At 34.4% G+C, this 20,309-nt stretch carries 21 protein-coding genes and 1 tRNA gene; 5 read left to right on the forward strand and 17 right to left on the reverse strand.

What is annotated here, in order from left to right:
• Nucleotides 1-72: 72 nt before the first annotated feature.
• The 5 genes from accB to pdxA all read right to left on the reverse strand — a co-directional run bounded on the left by accB (nucleotide 73) and on the right by pdxA (nucleotide 3,661).
• Complete coding sequence (accB, locus tag BLV35_RS13065; RefSeq protein WP_091090962.1) at nucleotides 73-552, reverse strand: acetyl-CoA carboxylase biotin carboxyl carrier protein; 480 nt, start codon at nucleotides 550-552, stop codon at nucleotides 73-75.
• 23 nt (nucleotides 553-575) lie between these two features.
• On the reverse strand, nucleotides 576-1,574 hold the full coding sequence (locus BLV35_RS13070; protein ID WP_091091331.1) for a beta-ketoacyl-ACP synthase III: 999 nt from the start codon (nucleotides 1,572-1,574) through the stop codon (nucleotides 576-578).
• A gap of 176 nt (nucleotides 1,575-1,750) precedes the next feature.
• Entirely contained in the window at nucleotides 1,751-1,945 is a 195-nt protein-coding gene (gene rpmF, locus BLV35_RS13075) for a 50S ribosomal protein L32 (protein WP_007137315.1), read from the reverse strand.
• Between the two features lie 9 nt (nucleotides 1,946-1,954).
• Complete coding sequence (locus BLV35_RS13080; protein ID WP_091090965.1) at nucleotides 1,955-2,527, reverse strand: YceD family protein; 573 nt, start codon at nucleotides 2,525-2,527, stop codon at nucleotides 1,955-1,957.
• Nucleotides 2,528-2,611: 84 nt separating this feature from the next.
• Nucleotides 2,612-3,661 (reverse strand): 4-hydroxythreonine-4-phosphate dehydrogenase PdxA, encoded by a 1,050-nt coding sequence (gene pdxA, locus BLV35_RS13085; protein ID WP_091090969.1) that lies wholly within the window; start codon nucleotides 3,659-3,661, stop codon nucleotides 2,612-2,614.
• Nucleotides 3,662-3,719: 58 nt separating this feature from the next.
• Here pdxA and BLV35_RS13090 point away from each other — a divergent pair, with 58 nt between their 5' ends.
• Entirely contained in the window at nucleotides 3,720-4,307 is a 588-nt protein-coding gene (locus BLV35_RS13090; RefSeq protein ID WP_091090972.1) for a riboflavin synthase, read from the forward strand.
• Between the two features lie 36 nt (nucleotides 4,308-4,343).
• Here the strand turns inward: BLV35_RS13090 and BLV35_RS13095 are convergent, their stop codons facing one another.
• The 3 genes from BLV35_RS13095 to mce all read right to left on the reverse strand — a co-directional run bounded on the left by BLV35_RS13095 (nucleotide 4,344) and on the right by mce (nucleotide 5,404).
• Complete coding sequence (locus tag BLV35_RS13095; RefSeq protein ID WP_091090975.1) at nucleotides 4,344-4,580, reverse strand: hypothetical protein; 237 nt, start codon at nucleotides 4,578-4,580, stop codon at nucleotides 4,344-4,346.
• Between the two features lie 208 nt (nucleotides 4,581-4,788).
• Nucleotides 4,789-4,862, reverse strand: a tRNA-Ile gene (locus tag BLV35_RS13100).
• Between the two features lie 140 nt (nucleotides 4,863-5,002).
• The gene (gene mce, locus BLV35_RS13105; RefSeq protein ID WP_091090978.1) at nucleotides 5,003-5,404 is read right to left on the reverse strand and encodes a methylmalonyl-CoA epimerase; all 402 of its coding nucleotides are present in this window, start codon (nucleotides 5,402-5,404) and stop codon (nucleotides 5,003-5,005) included.
• A 223-nt stretch (nucleotides 5,405-5,627) separates the two neighbouring features.
• Between mce and BLV35_RS13110 the strand changes: the two genes are divergently transcribed.
• Nucleotides 5,628-7,301, forward strand: coding sequence for an Ig-like domain-containing domain (locus BLV35_RS13110; protein ID WP_091090980.1), 1,674 nt, complete (start codon nucleotides 5,628-5,630; stop codon nucleotides 7,299-7,301).
• 33 nt (nucleotides 7,302-7,334) lie between these two features.
• Here the strand turns inward: BLV35_RS13110 and BLV35_RS13115 are convergent, their stop codons facing one another.
• The 6 genes from BLV35_RS13115 to BLV35_RS13140 form a co-directional block, all read right to left on the reverse strand.
• Complete coding sequence (locus BLV35_RS13115) at nucleotides 7,335-8,102, reverse strand: amidohydrolase (RefSeq protein ID WP_091090983.1); 768 nt, start codon at nucleotides 8,100-8,102, stop codon at nucleotides 7,335-7,337.
• Between the two features lie 63 nt (nucleotides 8,103-8,165).
• Entirely contained in the window at nucleotides 8,166-8,594 is a 429-nt protein-coding gene (locus BLV35_RS13120; protein ID WP_143031862.1) for a hypothetical protein, read from the reverse strand.
• Between the two features lie 161 nt (nucleotides 8,595-8,755).
• The gene (locus BLV35_RS13125) at nucleotides 8,756-9,502 is read right to left on the reverse strand and encodes a succinate dehydrogenase/fumarate reductase iron-sulfur subunit (RefSeq protein WP_091090987.1); all 747 of its coding nucleotides are present in this window, start codon (nucleotides 9,500-9,502) and stop codon (nucleotides 8,756-8,758) included.
• A gap of 76 nt (nucleotides 9,503-9,578) precedes the next feature.
• Entirely contained in the window at nucleotides 9,579-11,579 is a 2,001-nt protein-coding gene (locus BLV35_RS13130) for a fumarate reductase/succinate dehydrogenase flavoprotein subunit (RefSeq protein WP_091090990.1), read from the reverse strand.
• A 12-nt stretch (nucleotides 11,580-11,591) separates the two neighbouring features.
• A complete protein-coding gene (locus tag BLV35_RS13135; RefSeq protein WP_091090993.1) occupies nucleotides 11,592-12,257 on the reverse strand; it encodes a succinate dehydrogenase cytochrome b subunit in 666 nt (221 codons plus the stop codon).
• 314 nt (nucleotides 12,258-12,571) lie between these two features.
• Nucleotides 12,572-14,053, reverse strand: coding sequence for a helix-turn-helix domain-containing protein (locus BLV35_RS13140; protein ID WP_091090998.1), 1,482 nt, complete (start codon nucleotides 14,051-14,053; stop codon nucleotides 12,572-12,574).
• A gap of 380 nt (nucleotides 14,054-14,433) precedes the next feature.
• Here BLV35_RS13140 and BLV35_RS13150 point away from each other — a divergent pair, with 380 nt between their 5' ends.
• Nucleotides 14,434-15,726: an aminopeptidase P family protein gene (locus tag BLV35_RS13150; RefSeq protein WP_091091006.1), complete on the forward strand. Its 1,293-nt coding sequence runs from the start codon at nucleotides 14,434-14,436 to the stop codon at nucleotides 15,724-15,726.
• Nucleotides 15,727-16,297: 571 nt separating this feature from the next.
• Nucleotides 16,298-17,098 (forward strand): TIGR00266 family protein, encoded by an 801-nt coding sequence (locus BLV35_RS13155; RefSeq protein WP_091091008.1) that lies wholly within the window; start codon nucleotides 16,298-16,300, stop codon nucleotides 17,096-17,098.
• Nucleotides 17,099-17,217: 119 nt separating this feature from the next.
• Here the strand turns inward: BLV35_RS13155 and BLV35_RS13160 are convergent, their stop codons facing one another.
• On the reverse strand, nucleotides 17,218-18,429 hold the full coding sequence (locus tag BLV35_RS13160; protein ID WP_091091010.1) for an AbiH family protein: 1,212 nt from the start codon (nucleotides 18,427-18,429) through the stop codon (nucleotides 17,218-17,220).
• Between the two features lie 132 nt (nucleotides 18,430-18,561).
• Between BLV35_RS13160 and BLV35_RS13165 the strand changes: the two genes are divergently transcribed.
• A complete protein-coding gene (locus tag BLV35_RS13165) occupies nucleotides 18,562-19,344 on the forward strand; it encodes an alpha/beta fold hydrolase (protein WP_091091014.1) in 783 nt (260 codons plus the stop codon).
• On the opposite strand, the gene BLV35_RS13170 is transcribed toward BLV35_RS13165, so the two are convergent.
• Nucleotides 19,337-20,011, reverse strand: coding sequence for an ATP-binding cassette domain-containing protein (locus BLV35_RS13170; RefSeq protein WP_245712058.1), 675 nt, complete (start codon nucleotides 20,009-20,011; stop codon nucleotides 19,337-19,339). The two genes, BLV35_RS13165 and BLV35_RS13170, sit on opposite strands and share 8 nt — an antisense overlap.
• Complete coding sequence (locus BLV35_RS13175) at nucleotides 20,008-20,307, reverse strand: hypothetical protein (protein WP_091091017.1); 300 nt, start codon at nucleotides 20,305-20,307, stop codon at nucleotides 20,008-20,010. Before BLV35_RS13175 ends, BLV35_RS13170 begins: the two co-directional genes overlap by 4 nt.
• Between the last annotated feature and the right edge of the window lie 2 nt (nucleotides 20,308-20,309).

Raw genomic sequence — 20,309 nt, forward strand, 5'->3', positions numbered from 1 at the left:
TAAATAACATACTTAAAATTCCAAATCTCCTGAATCGGAATTTGGAATTTTAAATATTGGGATTTAAAAATGTTATGATGGATCTACTAAGAATAAAGGTTGGTCAAATTCTACTGGTGACATATCGTCAACCAATATTTTTACAATTTTACCAGAAATTTCAGATTCAATTTCGTTAAATAATTTCATTGCTTCAATTACACAAAGAACATCTCCTTTTCCAATAGTGGTACCTACTTCAACAAACATAGGTTTGTCTGGAGATGGCTTTCTATAAAAAGTTCCAATAATTGGAGATTTTATAGTGATATACTTGTTTTCTTCTACAACAGGAGCTTCTACAACAGCTGCAACTGGCGCAACATTTTGAATAGGCATTCCTTGCTGAAGTTGATTGTGAGCAGGTAATTGTTGTACATACGTAGTCTCAGTTGCACTGCCTTCTATAGTTGTTCTAATGGTGATTTTAACATCATCCATTTCCAATTTAACTTCTGCAACTCCTGAATTTGCTACAAATTTGATTAGGTTCTGAATTTCTTTTAAATCCATAATTATTTGTTTTTAGTTTAAATTTATTTTTTGTCGTATGCCCATTTTAAATAAACAGATCCCCATGTGAATCCTCCACCAAAAGCGGCAAAGATCACTGTATCTCCTTTTTTGAATTTATCTTCAAAGTCACTTAGGACTAAAGGCAATGTAGCTGAAGTAGTATTGCCATATCTTTCAATATTCATCAATACCTTAGATTCTTCTAAGTTCATTCTACTTGCAGTGGCGTCAATAATTCTTTTATTAGCTTGATGCGGCACTAACCAGTCAACATCTTCATTAGTTAAATTATTTCTTTTCAAAATTAATTCACTAGCGTCAGCCATGTTAGTCACTGCATATTTAAAAACAGTTTTACCGTCTTGTACAATATTGTGTCTATTCTCTTCTATTGTTTTAAGAGAAGTAGGATGTAAAGATCCTCCAGCATCAATCTTTAAAAAATCACGACCTACACCGTCACTTCTTAAGTACTCATCCTGTAATCCTAATCCCTCATAATTTGGTTCGAATAATACAGCACCTGCTCCATCTCCAAAAATTATACAAGTAGATCGGTCTGTATAGTCTACAATAGAAGACATTTTATCAGCACCGATTAACAGTACTTTTTTATATTTTCCAGATTGAATGTATGCTGACGCAACAGACATTCCGTATAGAAAACTGGAACACGCTGCTTGTAGATCAAAACCAAAAGCGTTTGTAGCTCCAATTTCAGTTGCAACATAAGCCCCTGTAGACGCCACTGGCATATCAGGTGTAGCGGTTGCCATAATCAATAAATCTATTTCTAAAGGATCGATATTTGCCTTGGCAATTAAATCTTGCGCTGCTTTTATGGCTAAATACGACGTTCCTTTGTCTGCGTCTTTTAGAATTCTTCTTTCTTTAATTCCTGTTCGAGAAGTGATCCACTCGTCATTTGTATCGACCATAGTTTCCAGAACTTTGTTTGAAAGTACAAAGTCAGGAACATAGGCTCCAACAGCGGTTATTGCGGCTGTAATTGTATTCATGGTATTTGAATATTTTTTTTCAAATAATGACATCTGAAAAAACGATTAAAAGAGTTGAAAATTACAAAAAAATATCTAAACCTCTTGTTTTAGGACTTCTTATTTAATGAAAATTATAAACAACAAAAAAACTCTCACGATGTGAGAGTTCCAATATCATTTAAAAAAAAAATGCATTAAGCAACAGCTACAGACTTATCTATAACAACTTGCCCTCTGTAATACATTTTCCCTTCATGCCAGTAGGCTCTGTGGTATAAATGCGCTTCACCCGTAATTGGGCAAGTAGCGATTTGTGCTACAGTAGCTTTATAATGTGTTCTTCTCTTATCTCTTCTTGTTTTGGAGATTTTTCTCTTAGGATGTGCCATTTTACTATATTATTTATCCGTTAATAGTTGCTTTAATTTGTCCCAACGCGGGTCAATATTCTCTTCTTTATCTTGTATTGTATCTTCTTCAACCTGTTCTTCATTCTCTTCCTTATGTTCTTCCAGAACCAATTCCTTTAGCCTTTCAAGAGCTTCCGTTTTTAAACTTCCGTCTTGTACACCTGGATGAACCCGTCTTAAAGGTACAGAAAGCGCAATCATTTCATATATATACTGAGCAACATCTATCTCAAATTCTCCAAATGGCAGAATCAGCAATTCCTCATTATCATTGTTATATACATCACCAAAACGAACTATTAATTTCATTTGCCCTTCTATTGGCAAATCAAAATCTTCACTCGTTAGATCACAAGGTACATTTACTGTCCCTTCGTGCTTGAAAATCAATTCTAGCATCGTGCTTTTCTTCTCTAAAACTACATTTACTTTGATGTTTGAATTTTCAAATTCATCATAATCAAAGATTTCAAAGAACGCATTACTTATTTGATATTCAAAATGATGTTTTCCTAGCTTTAATCCCACAAATGGAATTAAATATTGTTTAGTCTTATTCATTTCAACAAAATTTTGCCCCAAACTTCGGGAGTGCAAAGATATAAAATTATTACAAATCTAATAACGTTATTTATCTTTTTTTATTTAGTGTTGCTTTTCCCTAACTTTTAGTGGTTTTTCACTGATTTCTGCATATTGAATTCTGGAGCGATAAATATCTAAAGCAAGATAAACCGCTTCCTTAAAAGAGTTATAATCCGCAACCCCTTTTCCCGCAATATCATAAGCAGTACCATGGTCCGGAGAAGTTCTGATTTTGTTCAAACCCGCGGTATAATTAACTCCTTTACCAAAAGACAATGTTTTAAAAGGTATTAACCCTTGATCATGATACGTTGCGATTATCGCATCATATTTCTCGTATTGCCCACTTCCAAAAAATCCATCAGCCGCAAAAGGACCAAATACCAACGTTCCTTTGTCGAATATTTTTTTCAATGTTGGTTTCAACACCGCATCATCTTCTTTACCTATCACACCACCGTCACCACAATGAGGATTTAATCCTAAAACAGCAATCTTTGGCTTATTGATACTAAAATCCTGAATCAACGATTTTCTAACCGTTTCAATTTTTTCTTTAATCAGCTCTTCCGTAAGTCTTGACGCCACTTCGCTAACCGGAATATGATCCGTTAACAAACCTACTCTTAAACTACCCTGAACCATCAACATCAATGCATTTCCTTCCAACTCCTGATTTAAATAATCCGTATGACCAGGAAACTTAAACTCCTCTGATTGAATGTTGTATTTATTAATCGGCGCAGTCACTAAAACATCTACCAATCCTTCTTTTAAAGCATTTGTAGCCGCGATAAATGATTTTACCGCATATTCACCAACCTTATCATCATTAACCCCTAGATTCAAATCCACTCCTTCTCTCCAAAGATTCAAAACATTAATCTTTCCAGGAAGAATTTGATCTAATTTGTCAATTCCATGAAGCGCAACCGTTGAATCTAAATTCTTCTTTATGAATGACATTATCTTCACATTGGCAAAAATAACAGGAGTACACAGCTCTAACATTCGAGAATCCTCAAAAGTTTTAAGAACAACCTCGCTTCCAATACCGTTTAAATCTCCTATTGAAATTCCAACAATTATATTTTCTGCTTTTTTCATCATTACCTCTAGTTATTTATTACTAATTTTGAAGTGCAAATTTAGTAAAATAAAACAAGAAATGTTTACAGGAATCATAGAAACCCTTGGCACTATCCAAGAAATAAAAAAAGAGAAAGACAACATTCACATTACAGTGGACTCTTCAATTACAGCAGAACTCAAAATTGACCAAAGCGTTGCACACAATGGAATCTGCCTAACCGTAGTCGCACTGAAAGATACCTCATACACCGTTACCGCTATTGACGAAACAATCAAAAAAACAAACTTAGGAGACTGGGCAATTGGCGACCGCGTAAACCTGGAGAGAGCCATGAAGCTAGGAGACCGACTTGACGGCCATATCGTACAAGGACACGTCGACCAAATAGGCGTATGCATTGAAGCTAATGAAACCAACGGCAGCTGGCATTATACATTTGAATATGATCAAGCACTAAACAACCTTACCATCGAAAAAGGTTCAATTACCGTAAATGGAGTAAGCCTGACTGTAGTAAACTCAAAAAAAAATCAATTCAGCGTAGCAATAATACCCTACACATACGAACACACTAATTTCAACAGCTTCAAAATAGGCACAAAAATTAACCTCGAGTTTGATGTGATTGGGAAATATGTTTCTCGATTATACAGTAAGGAATAGATAAACAACCCCGATATTAAAAACAAAAACCCCAATTTAAATTGGGGTTTTTGTTTTTAATCTATGTCTATAGATTATATAAATTCCAAATAGCAGTGCAATCACCACTAAAATCATGATGTTCTCATCAATAGCCAATCCGGGAGGAGGAGGCGGCTTATGCTTCCCAGTAGGGCTAGGAGCGGGAGGACCGTCAGCATTACCAGCCAAGGCATGCATCGTCCCCAAAAGGAAAACAAGTAAAAGGAAAAATTTATCTGACACTACCTTCATAATTTCCAAAAATAGTAAATCAATTGATTAAAAAAAGCTATCTAAGCCATTTATTATTAATATTTAACGCAAATCACCGTCACATCCGTTAAAATATACTTTCATAAAAATAGCTATTACTACATAAAGATACCTTTTTTTAGATAAAATCCCATTTATTACCTAAAAACAAAACCCCTCAAAATAAATAATTTTGAGGGGTTTTTTGTGGTCCCACCTGGGCTCGAACCAGGGACCACCTGATTATGAGTCAGGTGCTCTAACCAGCTGAGCTATAGGACCGGTTTAGAGTTTGCAATATTACTACTATTTTTCGTTTGCTCCAAATATTTTTAACCTAGTTTTTGGTTAAACTCACTAAATAAAAAAATAAAAACAGAAAACCCCTGATTATTAGATTTATAAAACAATCTACATTTAAATTATTTTATCTCTTGACACAATTCTATCAGAACGCCATTGGTACTTTTGGGATGTAAGAAGACTACCAACTTATTATCGGCTCCTTTTTTAGGAATTTCATTCAAGACAACAAAACCTTCTTTTTTCAGTCTGATAATTTCTTCCTCTATATTTTCTACATCAAAAGCGATGTGATGAATCCCTTCTCCTTTCTTTTCTAAAAACTTCGCAATAGGGCTCTCCGGATTGGTTGCTGCCAAAAGTTCAATTTTATTGGGTCCGTTTTGAAAAAAAGAAGTCGTAACACCTTCACTTTCGACTTCCTCAAATTTATAAGCTGGAGCTCCAAAAAGCTTTTCGAACAATAAATTTGAAACTTCTAAATCCTTAACTGCTATTCCTATGTGTTCTATTTTTCTCATTGTATAAATATTCTACGTATTAATTAATCTCAAAGCCGAAAGCCGAACTATAAAACTTTTACAACTGCGCGCTTTAACGGTATGTAAAATTAAACATTAAAAACTAAAAAGCATCGGAAGCACAACAAAAGTAAACCCAACGGAATACCCATAATAATTTTATAAAAAGCTTCAATTCCATTAATTATAATTGTTATTTTGTACGTTCTAATACTAATTTGATATGTTGAAAAACAATTTAAGATATATTTCCCTACTACTTCTTGTGTTTCTAGTGAGTTGCGCAAAAAGAGGAACTATTACAGGTGGCTTAAAAGACACGCTTGGACCCGTACTAAAAGTAAGCTTCCCCGAAAATTTCAATACGAACTTTAAGGGAAATGAAATTAAATTAGTCTTTGACGAAAACATAAAACTCAAAAACCTAAACAAGCAATTGGTTATTTCACCTCCCATGAAATACGAACCAATAATTTCGCCTACATCAGCAACTAAAACCCTTTCGATAAAAATAAAAGATACCCTACAAGCTAACACAACTTATAGCTTCAACTTTGGCCAAAGCATCGCTGACAACAACGAGGGGAATCCATTCAATCAGTTTAAATATGTTTTTTCAACCGGTAACTATATTGATTCACTGGCTATAGGTGGCAGAATAAAAGATGCCTACGCTATAGAAGCCGAACCTTTTGTTTCCGTAATGCTTTATGAGGTCAATGACTCCTACAAAGATTCCATTATCTATACTGATAATCCACGATATATCACAAATACATTGGACAGTTTAAAAACGTTCCGTTTGGAAAATTTAAAAGCTGGAAAATACCTGTTAGTAGCATTGAAAGACCAAAACAACAATAATAAGTTTGACCCAAAGAATGAAAAGATTGGATTTATCAAGCATTTTATTACCGTTCCCAATGACACCGTTTACGAATTGGAGTTATTCAAAGAGACACTGCCATTCAAAGCTTTTAAACCAGTACAAGCATCCGGAAATCGCTTGTTAATGGGTTACGAAGGAAATATAAAATCGATCAACTCAAGACCAAAAATAGCCTTGAAAGACAAAGCAGATATCGTTTCAACGATTGTAAATCAGTTTCCTAAAAAAGACTCGCTTCAGATTTGGTACAAACCTATCAAAACGGACTCTTTAGCTCTAATTGTCACCAAAGACAACTACAAAAATGATTTCGCCTTGAAAATTAAGGAACAGAAAAAAGATACGTTAAATATTACAGCACTTCAAAACGGCACTTTAAATTTTAGAGATCGTTTTACTTTAACATCGACAACTCCGTTAGTTCATTTTGACAATTCAAAAATAAAGTTGGTCAACAAAGATTCTGTCGCAGTAGCTTTTACGACTGAGTATGACGATTTTAACCAGAAAATCTATTTCGACTTCAAGAAAGAACCTTCAGAAAATTACAATATAACGCTTTTACCAGGCGCTCTCACTGACTTTTTTGAGATGTCAAATGATTCTTTATCCTTTAAATTGAACACGAAAAGCACCGCAGATTACGGTAATCTTAGGGTACAACTTCAAAATGTAAAAAAGTTTCCTGTCATCGTCGAATTGACCAACAGCAAAGGAGATATCATCGCTTCAGAATATAGCGAAAACGCCACCACAGTTGACTTTAATTTATTGGAACCAGCATTATTTACACTTCGTATTATTTATGATGAGAACAAAAATAAAGTGTATGATTCCGGAAATTTTTTAGAAAAAAGATATTCTGAAGAGGTTGTTTATTTTTCTAAAGATATTGACATTCGCGCGAACTGGGATGTCGACCAAGCATTTGATGTTAGCATTCCATATACTCCGGAACCAAAAAAGAAGACGGAAAAAATAAATTCCGAAAAAAAGCGAGGGTTCTAGTACAATAGCGAACAATTGTCAATCAAAACTATTTTAATATTTTATTTCAAAAGAATCTCTGTCGTTTAAAAAGTTTAATTTTTTTCGAACATCAATTAATTTTGATTGGTCTAAGCTTGTAATAAAAATAGCTTCTGATTCCACTGGCGCTACTAAATATTCTCCTAAGCCATCAACAACCTGTGAGTGACCTACATATTCATAACCATTATTATCTACACCTATTCTATTGACACCAATAGTATAACTCATATTCTCTATGGCACGGGCCGCAAGCAAGGTATCCCAAGCTTTAATTCGGGTTTTAGGCCAACTCGCTACATAAATTAATAAGTCGTAGTTCTCGACGTTACGAGAGAAAACGGGGAAACGCAAGTCATAACACACAAGAAGACAGATTTTCCAACCTAAATAATCAACAATTAATTTTTGATTTCCCATTGTATAGACTTTGTCTTCCCCGGCGAGTGTAAACAAATGTCTTTTATCATAATGTTGTATTTCACCTGATGGAAATACAAATAACATTCGGTTATAAAAATTGGAGTTATCTTCAATTACTACACTCCCTGTTATTGCAGCATTTTTGGCTTTCGCCAAAGTCTGTAGCCACGATACCGTTTCGCCTTGCATAGTCTCCGCAACTTTTGCGGGATCCATTGTAAAGCCCGTAGTAAACATTTCGGGAAGTACAATTAGTTTTACATCTTCAGCAATTGCATTGATTTTTTCTTCGAAATACGCTCTGTTTGCTTCTGGGTTTTCCCATACGATGGATGACTGAATTAACGCTACCTTCATGACGTAAAATATATTTTTCTTAGGAATTCAAATAATTGAAACTAATACTATTGTAATCTATTTTTAATTTACAATTTTGTACTCCCACTTTTCCCTTTTATGTTTATTGGATAGCACGGGAATTAAAACCATCGCTAACCCAATAGGGGCCAACGGACTCGCAATAAAACCATACCCCCCTGCAATAATACCTGCAGCACCCACTACAGTAAACAGTGACCCTACTGCGATACCAGCAGTAGCGGTGATTGCTGAATAGGTAGAATATTTTTTAATTGCCACAACCGAACTCAAAGAAATCAATTGATTCTTAATCAAAATAGACTTATCATCTACTATAGTGTAATTTCCGGCCAACTTCTTTCCTTCAGAAGTTGTGATTTTTATCTTTTTATTTTGAGGAAGGAAGATGGTTTTGTTCTTACTCCTATTTTCCAAATAAATCCCCTTTTCTTGCGCTGTTAAAAACGAACTTGTAAATAACAAAAGCATTGTAAAAAAAATTAATTCTATTCCCAAATCCTGTATCCTAAAACAAAGTTGCTTGATCATTTTTTGTTTAAATTTACAAAAAAATGCAGTACAAAAAAAAACGCATCCAAATTAATGAATGCGTTTTTAGATTTTTCCTTACGTCAGAATGACAAATAGGATTATCCTTTTAAGCTTGCTGACATGTACTCTCTGTTCATACGAGCGATGTTCTCTAAAGAAATTCCTTTAGGACATTCAACCTCACATGCTCCAGTGTTAGTACAGTTACCAAAACCTTCAGCATCCATTTGGCTCACCATGTTTAATACACGATCCGTTGCTTCAATTCTACCTTGAGGCAATAATGCATATTGAGAAACTTTAGCTGCTACAAATAACATAGCCGATGAGTTTTTACAAGAAGCTACACAAGCTCCACAACCAATACATGTTGCTGCATCAAATGCTTCATCAGCATCTTTCTTGTTGATAGGAATTGTATTTGCATCGATCGTGTTTCCTGAAGTATTTACTGATATAAATCCTCCTGCGTGTTGGATTCTATCAAAAGCACTACGGTTTACCACTAAATCTTTTACCACTGGGAACGCAGCTGCACGGAAAGGCTCAATAGTAATAGTATCTCCATCCTTGAACATACGCATGTGCAATTGACAAGTGGTTACTCCTCTATCTGGTCCGTGTGCTTCACCATTGATGTACAAAGAACACATTCCGCAAATTCCTTCGCGACAATCGTGATCAAATGCTACTGGCTCGCCACCTTTACTCATTAAATCTTCATTAAATACGTCAAGCATTTCAAGGAATGACATATCTGGCTCAATTCCGTCGATTTTATAATCAACCATTGCTCCTTTATCTTGGGCGTTTTTCTGACGCCATATTTTTAATGTAAGTTTCATACTGTTTTAGTTTGAAGGTCTACAGTTAAAAGCCGCAAGTCAATTGACTTTACCGCTTTTACCTAGTGACTAATTGCTATTTGTAATTTCTTTGAACAAGTTTAACGGCATCAAATACCAAGTCTTCTTTATGTAAAACAGCGTCACTTGGTTTTCCTTTGTATTCCCAAGCGGCAACGTATGCGAAATTTTCGTCATCACGTTTTGCTTCACCATCTTCAGTTTGATATTCTTCTCTGAAGTGACCTCCACAAGATTCGTTACGATGCAAAGCATCTTTAGCAAACAATTCTCCTAATTCTAAGAAATCAGCAACACGAGTCGCTTTTTCTAATTCTTGATTGAATCCTTTATCTGTTCCCGGTACTTTAACATCTTTGTAAAACTCTTCACGCAAAGCAGCTATTTCATTAATTGCTTCGTTCAATCCTTGAGCATTACGAGCCATACCAACTTTATCCCACATAATTTTCCCTAATTTCCTGTGGAAATAGTCAACAGAATGTGTTCCGTTATTGTTCATGAATTTCTCAATTTGGTCTTTAACCCCTTTTTCTGCAGCTTCAAATTCTGGAGAATCAGTAGGAATCGTTCCCATTTTAATATCTGGAGACAAATAATCACCAATTGTGTATGGCAATACAAAGTACCCATCAGCTAAACCTTGCATCAATGCAGAAGCCCCAAGTCTGTTTGCTCCGTGATCTGAGAAGTTTGATTCTCCAATAGAGAAACATCCTGGAATTGTAGTCATTAAGTTATAATCAACCCATGTTCCACCCATTGTGTAATGTACCGCTGGGTAAATCATCATAGGAGAAGTATAAGGATCTTCATCTACAATTTTATAATACATTTGGAATAAATTCCCGTATTTATTTTTTACAACCTCAGTTCCTAATTTAGTTACTGCTTGTTTATCAGTAGCATCAATTCCTTTTAAAAAGGCTTGCTCTTTTCCGTAACGTTGTATCGCTGCAGCAAAGTCAAGATAAACTGCTTCACCTGTTTTATTTACTCCAAAACCAGCATCACATCTTTCTTTAGCAGCACGAGAAGCTACATCTCTAGGAACTAAGTTACCAAATGCGGGGTATCTTCTTTCTAGGTAATAATCTCTTTCCGCTTCTGATAAATCAATTGCTTTTTTCTTTCCCTCACGAATTGCTACAGCATCTTCGATTTTTGCAGGAACCCAGATACGTCCGTCATTACGTAAAGACTCCGACATCAAAGTTAATTTTGATTGGTGATCTCCAGAAACTGGAATACATGTTGGGTGAATTTGTGTGTAACAAGGATTTGCGAAAAACGCTCCTTTTTTATGGATTTTCCAAGCTGCAGTAGCATTAGACCCCATTGCATTTGTTGACAAGAAAAAAACGTTTCCGTATCCTCCAGAAGCAATAACTACTGCGTGAGCCGAATGTCTTTCAATTTCACCAGTAATCAAGTTACGAGCGATAATTCCTCTTGCCTTTCCGTTTACGATTACTAAATCTAGCATCTCGTGACGATTGTGCATTTTTATTTTTCCACGACCTATTTGACGGTTCATAGCAGAGTAAGCACCCAACAATAATTGTTGCCCTGTTTGCCCTCTAGCATAAAAAGTTCTAGAAACTAGAGCACCTCCAAAAGAACGGTTGTCTAATAAACCTCCGTATTCACGTGCCAATGGCACCCCTTGAGCCACACACTGGTCAATAATATTTGTAGAAACTTCTGCAAGACGGTGTACGTTTGCTTCACGAGCGCGGTAATCTCCTCCTTTTACAGTGTCATAAAACAATCTGAAAACAGAATCTCCATCTCCTTGATAATTTTTTGCTGCATTGATTCCTCCTTGTGCCGCAATAGAGTGCGCACGACGAGGTGAATCTTGAAAACAAAAAGCTTTTACGTTATATCCTAATTCTGCTAATGTTGCAGCAGCTGAACCTCCAGCTAATCCTGTTCCAACAACGATAATATCTAAATTACGTTTGTTAGCAGGGTTCACTAAATTAATATGATCTTTATAATTTGTCCATTTGTCCGAAACCGAACCGCTTGGAATTTTTGAATCTAATGCCATTATAATTGAATATTAATGATTGAAATGATGAAATAATGCAATAAAAATAAACCCGAAAGGAACAACGAAAGCAAATGCTAATCCGAAATTTTTCAATCCTTTTGAATATTTATTATTGAAACCAACCGATTGGAAAGAAGAACTGAATCCGTGCTTCAAGTGTAGTGATAACAATACAAATGAAATACAATACAATGCTGTACGTACTGGACTTTCAAACTTCTCTGCTAATTCATGAAAATATCTTGTTTCATCCAATGGATTAAAAGCTACATATTTATAAACCATTTCTGGAAACCAGAAGTCATAAAAGTGTAAACCTAAAAAAGCCAAAATAACTGAACCAGTAATAATCATGTTTCTAGATGCCCAAGAAGAGTTTGCAGCACCATTGTTTTTTGCATAAGCAATTGGTCTTGCACTTCTATTTTTGAAATCTAAAACAAACCCCATAATAAAGTGAAAGATCACTCCTACTATTAAAATTGGCTGAATTACAAATTGTACTAAAGGATTATTTCCCATAAAATGAGAAATTGAATTGAATGTGTCCGGACTAAACACCGAAGTCATATTAATGAAAAAGTGCTGTGCTAGAAACAGCATTAAAAAAATTCCTGAAAGCGCCATAGCCACTTTTTTAGCTATCGACGACTTCAATAATGCAGATTTTGCCATAAGATTTAATAATTTGTTTTAAGAATATCACAAAAATAATGCAAATTGACTGCAACTACAACCTTTTCGCTCTTATTTATAATGATTTTAAAGTGTCCTTTTTCTCTACATCCTACCCATCTAAAAACTCGTTAATCACTGTAAAACAATGAATTATACTATTTAGTTTTCCATTCTAATTATTTTACAATTATTAGAATATAACAAAAATATAATTTTTCTAATTTTTCCTGAATCACATACACAGCAATCCACCCAAAATCAAAGCTTACTTGATTATAAATAATCAAAATCAGAAGTCATTTTGATACCGACTAACTAAATTTAGCCATGTATTTCTGCACGATCATATCCGTATTTTCATTTCGGGTTTTGAGTTCTAATTGAATTGGATCCGAAGCCCTTACTTCACAGTTTTTCACAGCACAGGTTTCACAAGTCACCCCAACGATTTGTTTTTTAATAGATTTATTGTCGATGAATTTGATTTTTTTCTTCATGCTTGCCGTAATCAAAATACCCACTGATATACTTCTCAAACAGTCTTTTTTGAAAGGATCTTCCGTCGCAGATGAAAAAACAAAAAACTCATTACCACTATTTTCATAACGCGAAATTTGCGCATCAAAATAGTGGCTACTGTCCTTAACTATCGCTTGCTCTATTGTTTTGACAGAAATCCATCTGCGGCAATAATGCTCATTCATTTCGTTGGCATGTGGCTCCTGCTGATTGGTGATATGCAACTCTTTTTTAATCTGATAGGTATCTGCCCCTCTTTTATGTGACAATCGAAGGAAAAATATGTTTTTTAACTGAAAGTCTTTCGGTAAAATATTGGTTAATCGCTGATAGAACGACTCTGGAGACACATTAAATTTACCCATCAACTCTATCATTTCCTGAGGCTTCGGATCTGTTTTAGCCAAGAACAAATTCAACTCACTAACCAGTTGCTTTCTAGGTATTAACAATGCCCCTGCAAAATAAGAAGCATAGAAATTATTTAAAACCTGATCAAAATTATCAAATTTAATCCAACTGAACGTAAACAGCCTTTCTGTTATTTCTAAATAATTATAAGCGATTTCTTTGGCCAAAATAAACGCCTTTTGCTGTTCATCAATATCTAATGAAAGCAATAAAGTCTTGCTTTTTGGAACATATATAGACCGTAAATCCCCCAATTCCTCTTGCTCTGAGAACACAATTTCCTGAATCGTATAGCCATATTCTTCCGTCAAAATTGAAGTTAATTCATCCAGCGAAATTTTCTCATCCATATCGATATGGAAAGCTTTAGAGAAATCTATTACTTTCTGTTCTAAATCCTCAAAATAATTATTATGTGCTTCTTGGTACGAACGCAAAGCAGCTAGGAAAAAACTCTCTCTAGTTAAATTATAGTGCTGTGCAATCTCAATAATTGTACTGATAAAGGCATTAACTTTTGCCGGAGCATTAGCAATGATATCAATAAGGTCGTTTTCTTGAATCCCGAAAATATCCAATGGAATTTCTTTTAGTATTCCTGATTTTAAGATTTCGCCAATGGGAGCCAGATTATTATCCAACTTCAAGGAAACCATATTGTCATACGAAATCTCTAATTTTTCTGCTAAAAGAATAATCTTATCTGTCTTCGGGTATTTCTTACCTTTTTCTATTTCGTTCAAATACGATTTCGAAAGGTCCGTGATTTTGGCTAAGCCAAACAAAGACAAATTCTTATTCGTACGGGCTTGTTTGAGTTTAAGCCCAAAAATTAATTTTATATATTCTTTTTCTACAGTCATATGGAGATACTATCAAGCTTCGTAAAAAAGCGTTTATTTCGAAAGAAAATAACAGACAACCGCATCGCCTTTCTGTTAGCTTTTTTTCGTTTTTTCAAAGATACGCTAAAAAACAAAAAAGACATAAAAAAAAAGGTTTTCGCAACTCTATCGAACGTTCGCTCTTTTCACAGAGGTTTAATATAAAACGGATTTACTCAGAAATCATACAATTCAAAATAAAATTATCCCTTTTTAACCCCATAATACAGTGGTTTAAAAAACATCCATTTTAAGTCAATGCATTTTTGTTGTTTTTTACATAAAATTATTGAATTCATAACCAGAAACAATTTAATCTTAGTATTTTTGAGTAATTATAAAGATTAAATAGAAAGAACATGAAATACCATCAAATTGACCGTGACTTATTTATAAAAAATCGCTCAAAATTTATGGCTCAAATGAAGCCTAAAAGCGTTGCGATTTTTAACTCTAATGATATTTATCCCATAAGTGCTGACAGTACCATGCCATTTGCACAACACCGTGACATCTTTTATTTAAGCGGCGTGGATCAGGAAGAAAGCATCTTACTATTATTTCCAGACGCTCCCTATGAGCATCAAAGAGAAATGTTATTTCTAAAAGAAACCAATGACCATATTGCAGTTTGGGAAGGTGAAAAACTAACTAAAGAACGTGCTCTAGCCGTTTCCGGAATCAAAACAGTGTATTGGTTACAGGAATTCGAAAAAGTATTGTTTGAATTAATGACACATTCAGATACTATTTACATCAACACAAATGAGCATTACAGAGCAACCGTAGAAACAGAAACTCGCGAAGCCCGTTTTGTAAAATGGTGGAAAGAGAAATATCCAGCACACACCGTTGCAAAAAGCAACCCGATTTTACAACGCATTCGTTCCATAAAAGAAAGCGAAGAAATTGACTTGATTCAACAAGCTTGTAACATCACCGAAAAAGGATTCCGCAGAGTACTATCTTTCGTGAAACCAAACATAATGGAATACGAAATCGAAGCGGAATTTATTCATGAATTCGTTCGCAATCGTTCCAAAGGTTTTGCATACACGCCAATTATTGGCTCAGGAAATAATGCTAATGTATTGCATTATATCGAAAACAACCAGCAATGTAAAGCCGGTGATTTGATCCTGATTGACGCTGGCGCAGAATATGCAAATTACTCCAGTGATATGACCCGTACCATTCCAGTTTCAGGGAAATACAACGACCGCCAAAAAGCAGTTTACAACGCCGTTTTACGAGTTAAAAACGAAGCGACTAAAATGCTACTTCCAGGAACACTCTGGAAACAATACCATATCGAAGTGGGTAAATTAATGACTTCTGAACTACTTGGTTTAGGGCTTATTGACAAAGCCGATGTACAAAACGAAAACCCAGACTGGCCAGCTTACAAAAAATATTTCATGCACGGAACATCACACCACATGGGACTAGACACCCACGATTACGGGATTTTGACAGAACCTATGCAAGCCAATATGGTTTTCACCGTAGAGCCAGGAATTTATATTCCTGCCGAAGGTTTCGGAATTCGTCTTGAGGACGATGTCGTAATTCAAGAAAGTGGAGAACCATTCAACTTGATGCGCAACATTCCTATTGAAGTAGATGAAATTGAAAGCTTGATGAATTCTTAATCCCCCTAGCCCCCGAAGGGGGAACAAAAAAAAACCTTAAAACGACTTTCAGAAATGAGAGTCGTTTTTTTTTATGACGCACAGTCAATATTTTATTAACAAACGGAACATAATAATTAAATATTTTTCCAATATTTTGGGCGCATCCCCGCTTCCGTAAACTCCAGCTGGGTCGGGCTATTCGCTACAAGTCCTCGTCCCGAAAAATCGGGACTGTGGGCTTTCCGCTGCTATCCCTTGCGCACACAATGCCAACACATAAAAATTCCATAACAAATCCTAAAACAATCTTAAAGTCGTAACTTTATTATATCGTTGACGTCCTATTAAAATAAATGATGTTAATCAGTCATTAAATAAAACTAAAACACAACGAAACAGAGACAAAAGAGCATTTTAATCTAACACTAATAAGAAGCCCATAATTATGTTTTTCTTTAAAAATGGAAACGCTTTTTTAAAACACTTAAAAAAATCTATGTCTCTATGTGGTAAAAAACAAAAACTATAAAAAATAACCTAAAACCTTAATGAAACTAAATTTCTTAATGGTTCAAAAAAAATCAAAATTATGACAGCACACGAAATAGATTACCAAATATTTGGCGAAGAAATGCAATATGTAGAGATCGAACTAGATCCGCAAGAAATCGTCATTGCCGAAGCAGGAAGTTTCATGATGATGGACAACAACATCCAGATGGAAACGATATTTGGAGATGGTTCTGAACAAAAATCAGGAATCTTTGGCCAACTTTTAAACGCCGGTAAAAGAGTTCTTACGGGCGAAAGCTTATTTATGACCGCCTTTATTAATCAAGCCAATTCCAAAGGAAAAGTTTCTTTTGCGTCTCCATATCCCGGAAAAATCCTTCCTATCGACTTAACCGAATTTCAAGGAAAATTCATCTGTCAAAAAAGCTCGTTTCTTTGCGCAGCCAAAGGCGTGTCTGTAGGAATAGAATTCTCTAAAAAACTAGGCCGCGGATTATTTGGTGGCGAAGGATTCATCATGCAAAAAATTGAAGGCGACGGAATGGCGTTTGTCCATTCTGGCGGAACTATGGCCAAAAAAGAACTACGAGCAGGCGAAGTCCTAAAAGTGGATACAGGCTGCATCATAGGATTCACAAAAGACGTAGATTATGATATTGAATTCATTGGAGGAATCAAGAACTCCATCTTTGGAGGCGAAGGTTTATTTTACGCAACACTTCGCGGCCCCGGAACGGTGTATGTACAATCCTTACCTTTCAGCAGACTCGCAGATAGAATTATTGCTTCAGCACCAAAAGCAGGTGGAAACAGTCGTGATGAAGGAAGCCTATTGGGCGGATTAGGAAATTTACTAGATGGAGATAATCGTTTTTAAAGTATTATAATCCTGCACCATCTCCCCTCAAACTTGTCATCCTGACGAAGGAAGGATCTCATCATAGCAGCTAACAGAATTAACGGCTTTCAGATATGAAAGCCGTTAATTCTAACAAACTATCTTATGTCATACGAATCGGCTTTAAAATATAACTTTTTGCTAAATTCTTCTTCAACATTGTTAATAGTTAATTCCGAAAAATACAGCCTACCAGTCTTATTCATCTCAATAATAACTTTCTTATCTATTATATTAAATAAATTTTTCAATTTATGTTCCCTATCATGAGTACTGTGATAAAAGATACATATTTTAGAATATGCATCTGAATCAAATTCCAAAAACTTAAACAAGTCAGTAACATATTCTTTATCAGATTGATCTAAAGAATGCCCCATCACGTAAAAGATAGTCTCGTCTAGACCTCTTTTTGCATTTGTCGGGATTTCAATAAATTTTTTGTTGGAGTTTTTCTTTATCTTTTGATAGTATTTAGTAAAATCATATGCTTTAGCTATTTTTAAGTCTTGAGTTATTTCATTAACTCCAAACACTAAATTTTGTTTTTCACTATCTTCATGCATTTCTCCATGTAAATACACTACTTTAGATTTATCAATATTATAGAGTTTTTCTAAAGTTGGTGTATAATTAAAAGTATAAATTTCATTGATTAATAGCAACGGTATAATTTGATTATTCTTTTTATGATTATAAAATATTCCTACAACATCGACAAGATATCGATTAAATATAATTGTAAAATTTTCAAATGCAATTGACAAATCACTCAATACATGCACGCTTTTAATACCTAGCGCTCTTTTATCCACATATTTATCAATGATACTAAAAAGTTCTTTGTCTTCTAATTTATGCTCAATTATTCCAAATAAATTAAAATCAAAATAATTTATCGGAATATCTCTGTAATAGTTAACTTTTTTTGATTGTGGAGTTTCAGATTTTAATAAAATTGATAGTTGTTTCAAGATGTTTTCAACTTCAATTTCAAAATCAATCCAAGTATCAACTTCTAAAATAGTTCTGAAATAGTGATACCAATTATTATCTTTTAATAAAAGCTGTAATTCGTTAATTTTTGCATTATCGAATTTAATATTATCAGTATTATAATTTTCTACAATTGAATTAAAATCTCGATCAAATTCATCTTTGAAATATCCCTCGAATAATTCTTCAAAAGCAATTTGTTTTTTAAACTCAACATTTTCAATCGTCTTCATTATTGCCATAAAATGGCCGTATTTTGTTGGCAAATGATGGAATAAATCAAATCCATTTCCTGTAATTAAAATTTTACTCATATCTAAAAAATTGCTTCTCTCAAATATACTATTTTTAATACAAGAAAAGTTCTGAAAACTTATATCAACTTCTATGACTTATATGGTTTAAAAAAAATTAAAGTTCTAATTTTGCAAAAAAAACTAAACCCGTTGAAACAAATTCAGTTCAAAAATACCAGCATCTCTTATTCTGATAACGGAAAAGGCACTGCTATTGTCCTACTTCATGGTTTCCTGGAAAACCAAAGTATGTGGGATAATTACATTGCTACTTTCTCTAAGAAAAACCGAGTTATCACTATTGATTTATTGGGTCACGGAGAAACAGAATGTTTGGGCTATGTTCATTCCATGGAAGACAACGCTGATGCAGTTCATGCCGTTTTATCTGAATTGCGCATCCGCAAAGCAATTCTCGTTGGTCATTCGATGGGCGGCTATGTGGCTTTAGCATTCGCCGAATTGTATCCTGAAAATGTAAAAGCCTTGGTTTTACTGAATTCAACAGCAAGAGCAGACAGCGAAGAACGAAAACTGAATCGAGATCGTGCTGTAAGAGCCGTGAAACAATCTTTTGTGAATTTTATATCACTCTCTATTGCAAATTTATTTAGCGAAGGAAATCGAGAAAGATTAATCAACGAAATTGAAAGTGTAAAAAACAAAGCGCTAAAAACACCACTACAAGGAATAGTTGCTTCACTTGAAGGAATGAAAATTAGAAAAGATCGTGAGGTATTATTACACCTTACCGCTTTTCCAAAACTATTGATTCTTGGAGAAAAAGACCCCGTTTTACCACATGAAGAAACAAAACTACAAGTAGAAAATACCGAAGTGCAGTTAGTTACTTTTCCGGACGGTCATATGAGTCATATTGAAAATCAAGAAGAATTGACTGACGTTTTATTGAAGTTTTTTAAGACTATTTAAAAAACTCAACCTTTAAATACCCTTTATCAACTAGCTCCTCTTTACTGTTAATATGATGCGCTTTACCGTCTTTCATTAGCATCAATTTTGTTGAAATCGCAAGTACATTTTCGTAATTATGATCTGTAATTATAATTCCTTTCCGTGTAGCGTTTTCTTTTATTAATTCATTTACTTTTTCAATCATAAGAGGCGACAACCCATTATAAGGTTCGTCTAAAAGAACAAATTTAGAAGGATTACAAAGTACCACCTTGATTTCTAAATAGCGTAATTCCCCGCCTGACAACTGTGAAATTTTTCTATTGCTAATCGCCTGGATCATTTCATCATTATAAAAATCCTCCGCATGTTCGCTGTTTATAGAAAGCGAAATGGCTTTCTTGACTGATAATTGATTAGGAATAAAATTATCTTGAGAGAGATAACTAATATCATTAAAAAGGTCACTTGTTTTAATTTTCACCACTCCATCGATTCGTACAAACTTAAAATCAGCATTTTCAATTCCGAAGATAATTTTTAACAAGGTCGATTTTCCAGAACCATTCCGACCTAACAAACCTATAATATCATTAGTTTCCCATTTCAAATATACATCTGAAAGAATGGATTGCATATCATATCTTTTCTGTACACTATCAACTTCTAAAATATGCTTTTTCAAAATAGTGTAGCGATAAAATTAAAGGCAAAACTTAATATAACTAGAAAAACAAAAGTACAACCCCAGGCACACAACCAAAGTTGTGTTTTTGAAATCGCATTGTTGTAGTAAAACAAATATTCGTTTTTAGAATTCAATTCCTTAACCACTAAACTAGCTGCAAAACCAACAGTCAAAAAAGTATATTTAAACGCAAATAACCCTAAAAAGAGAATTGGCACCACACAAACAGCCAAGTTAATTACTAAGGTACTTTTAAAGAATTCAAATAGGTTATTTGCTTTTTGTAAAGTCATAC

This window comes from Flavobacterium gillisiae, from assembly GCF_900107635.1.
In the GTDB taxonomy this organism is placed as follows: domain Bacteria; phylum Bacteroidota; class Bacteroidia; order Flavobacteriales; family Flavobacteriaceae; genus Flavobacterium; species Flavobacterium gillisiae.

Excerpts from the sequence above, each read along its gene's own strand:
- pdxA (WP_091090969.1), bottom strand. The coding sequence starts at position 3,661 with ATGATGAAAAAAGCAGAAAATATAATTGTTGGAATTTCAATAGGAGAT.
- BLV35_RS13070 (WP_091091331.1), bottom strand. The coding sequence starts at position 1,574 with ATGAATACAATTACAGCCGCAATAACCGCTGTTGGAGCCTATGTTCCT.
- BLV35_RS13080 (WP_091090965.1), bottom strand. The coding sequence starts at position 2,527 with ATGAATAAGACTAAACAATATTTAATTCCATTTGTGGGATTAAAGCTA.
- BLV35_RS13115 (WP_091090983.1), bottom strand. The coding sequence starts at position 8,102 with ATGAAGGTAGCGTTAATTCAGTCATCCATCGTATGGGAAAACCCAGAA.
- BLV35_RS13135 (WP_091090993.1), bottom strand. The coding sequence starts at position 12,257 with ATGGCAAAATCTGCATTATTGAAGTCGTCGATAGCTAAAAAAGTGGCT.
- BLV35_RS13120 (WP_143031862.1), bottom strand. The coding sequence starts at position 8,594 with ATGCTTTTGTTATTTACAAGTTCGTTTTTAACAGCGCAAGAAAAGGGG.
- BLV35_RS13175 (WP_091091017.1), bottom strand. The coding sequence starts at position 20,307 with ATGACTTTACAAAAAGCAAATAACCTATTTGAATTCTTTAAAAGTACC.
- BLV35_RS13140 (WP_091090998.1), bottom strand. The coding sequence starts at position 14,053 with ATGACTGTAGAAAAAGAATATATAAAATTAATTTTTGGGCTTAAACTC.
- mce (WP_091090978.1), bottom strand. The coding sequence starts at position 5,404 with ATGAGAAAAATAGAACACATAGGAATAGCAGTTAAGGATTTAGAAGTT.
- BLV35_RS13125 (WP_091090987.1), bottom strand. The coding sequence starts at position 9,502 with ATGAAACTTACATTAAAAATATGGCGTCAGAAAAACGCCCAAGATAAA.
- BLV35_RS13160 (WP_091091010.1), bottom strand. The coding sequence starts at position 18,429 with ATGAGTAAAATTTTAATTACAGGAAATGGATTTGATTTATTCCATCAT.
- BLV35_RS13090 (WP_091090972.1), top strand. The coding sequence starts at position 3,720 with ATGTTTACAGGAATCATAGAAACCCTTGGCACTATCCAAGAAATAAAA.
- BLV35_RS13110 (WP_091090980.1), top strand. The coding sequence starts at position 5,628 with ATGTTGAAAAACAATTTAAGATATATTTCCCTACTACTTCTTGTGTTT.
- BLV35_RS13155 (WP_091091008.1), top strand. The coding sequence starts at position 16,298 with ATGACAGCACACGAAATAGATTACCAAATATTTGGCGAAGAAATGCAA.
- BLV35_RS13130 (WP_091090990.1), bottom strand. The coding sequence starts at position 11,579 with ATGGCATTAGATTCAAAAATTCCAAGCGGTTCGGTTTCGGACAAATGG.
- accB (WP_091090962.1), bottom strand. The coding sequence starts at position 552 with ATGGATTTAAAAGAAATTCAGAACCTAATCAAATTTGTAGCAAATTCA.
- rpmF (WP_007137315.1), bottom strand. The coding sequence starts at position 1,945 with ATGGCACATCCTAAGAGAAAAATCTCCAAAACAAGAAGAGATAAGAGA.
- BLV35_RS13095 (WP_091090975.1), bottom strand. The coding sequence starts at position 4,580 with ATGAAGGTAGTGTCAGATAAATTTTTCCTTTTACTTGTTTTCCTTTTG.
- BLV35_RS13150 (WP_091091006.1), top strand. The coding sequence starts at position 14,434 with ATGAAATACCATCAAATTGACCGTGACTTATTTATAAAAAATCGCTCA.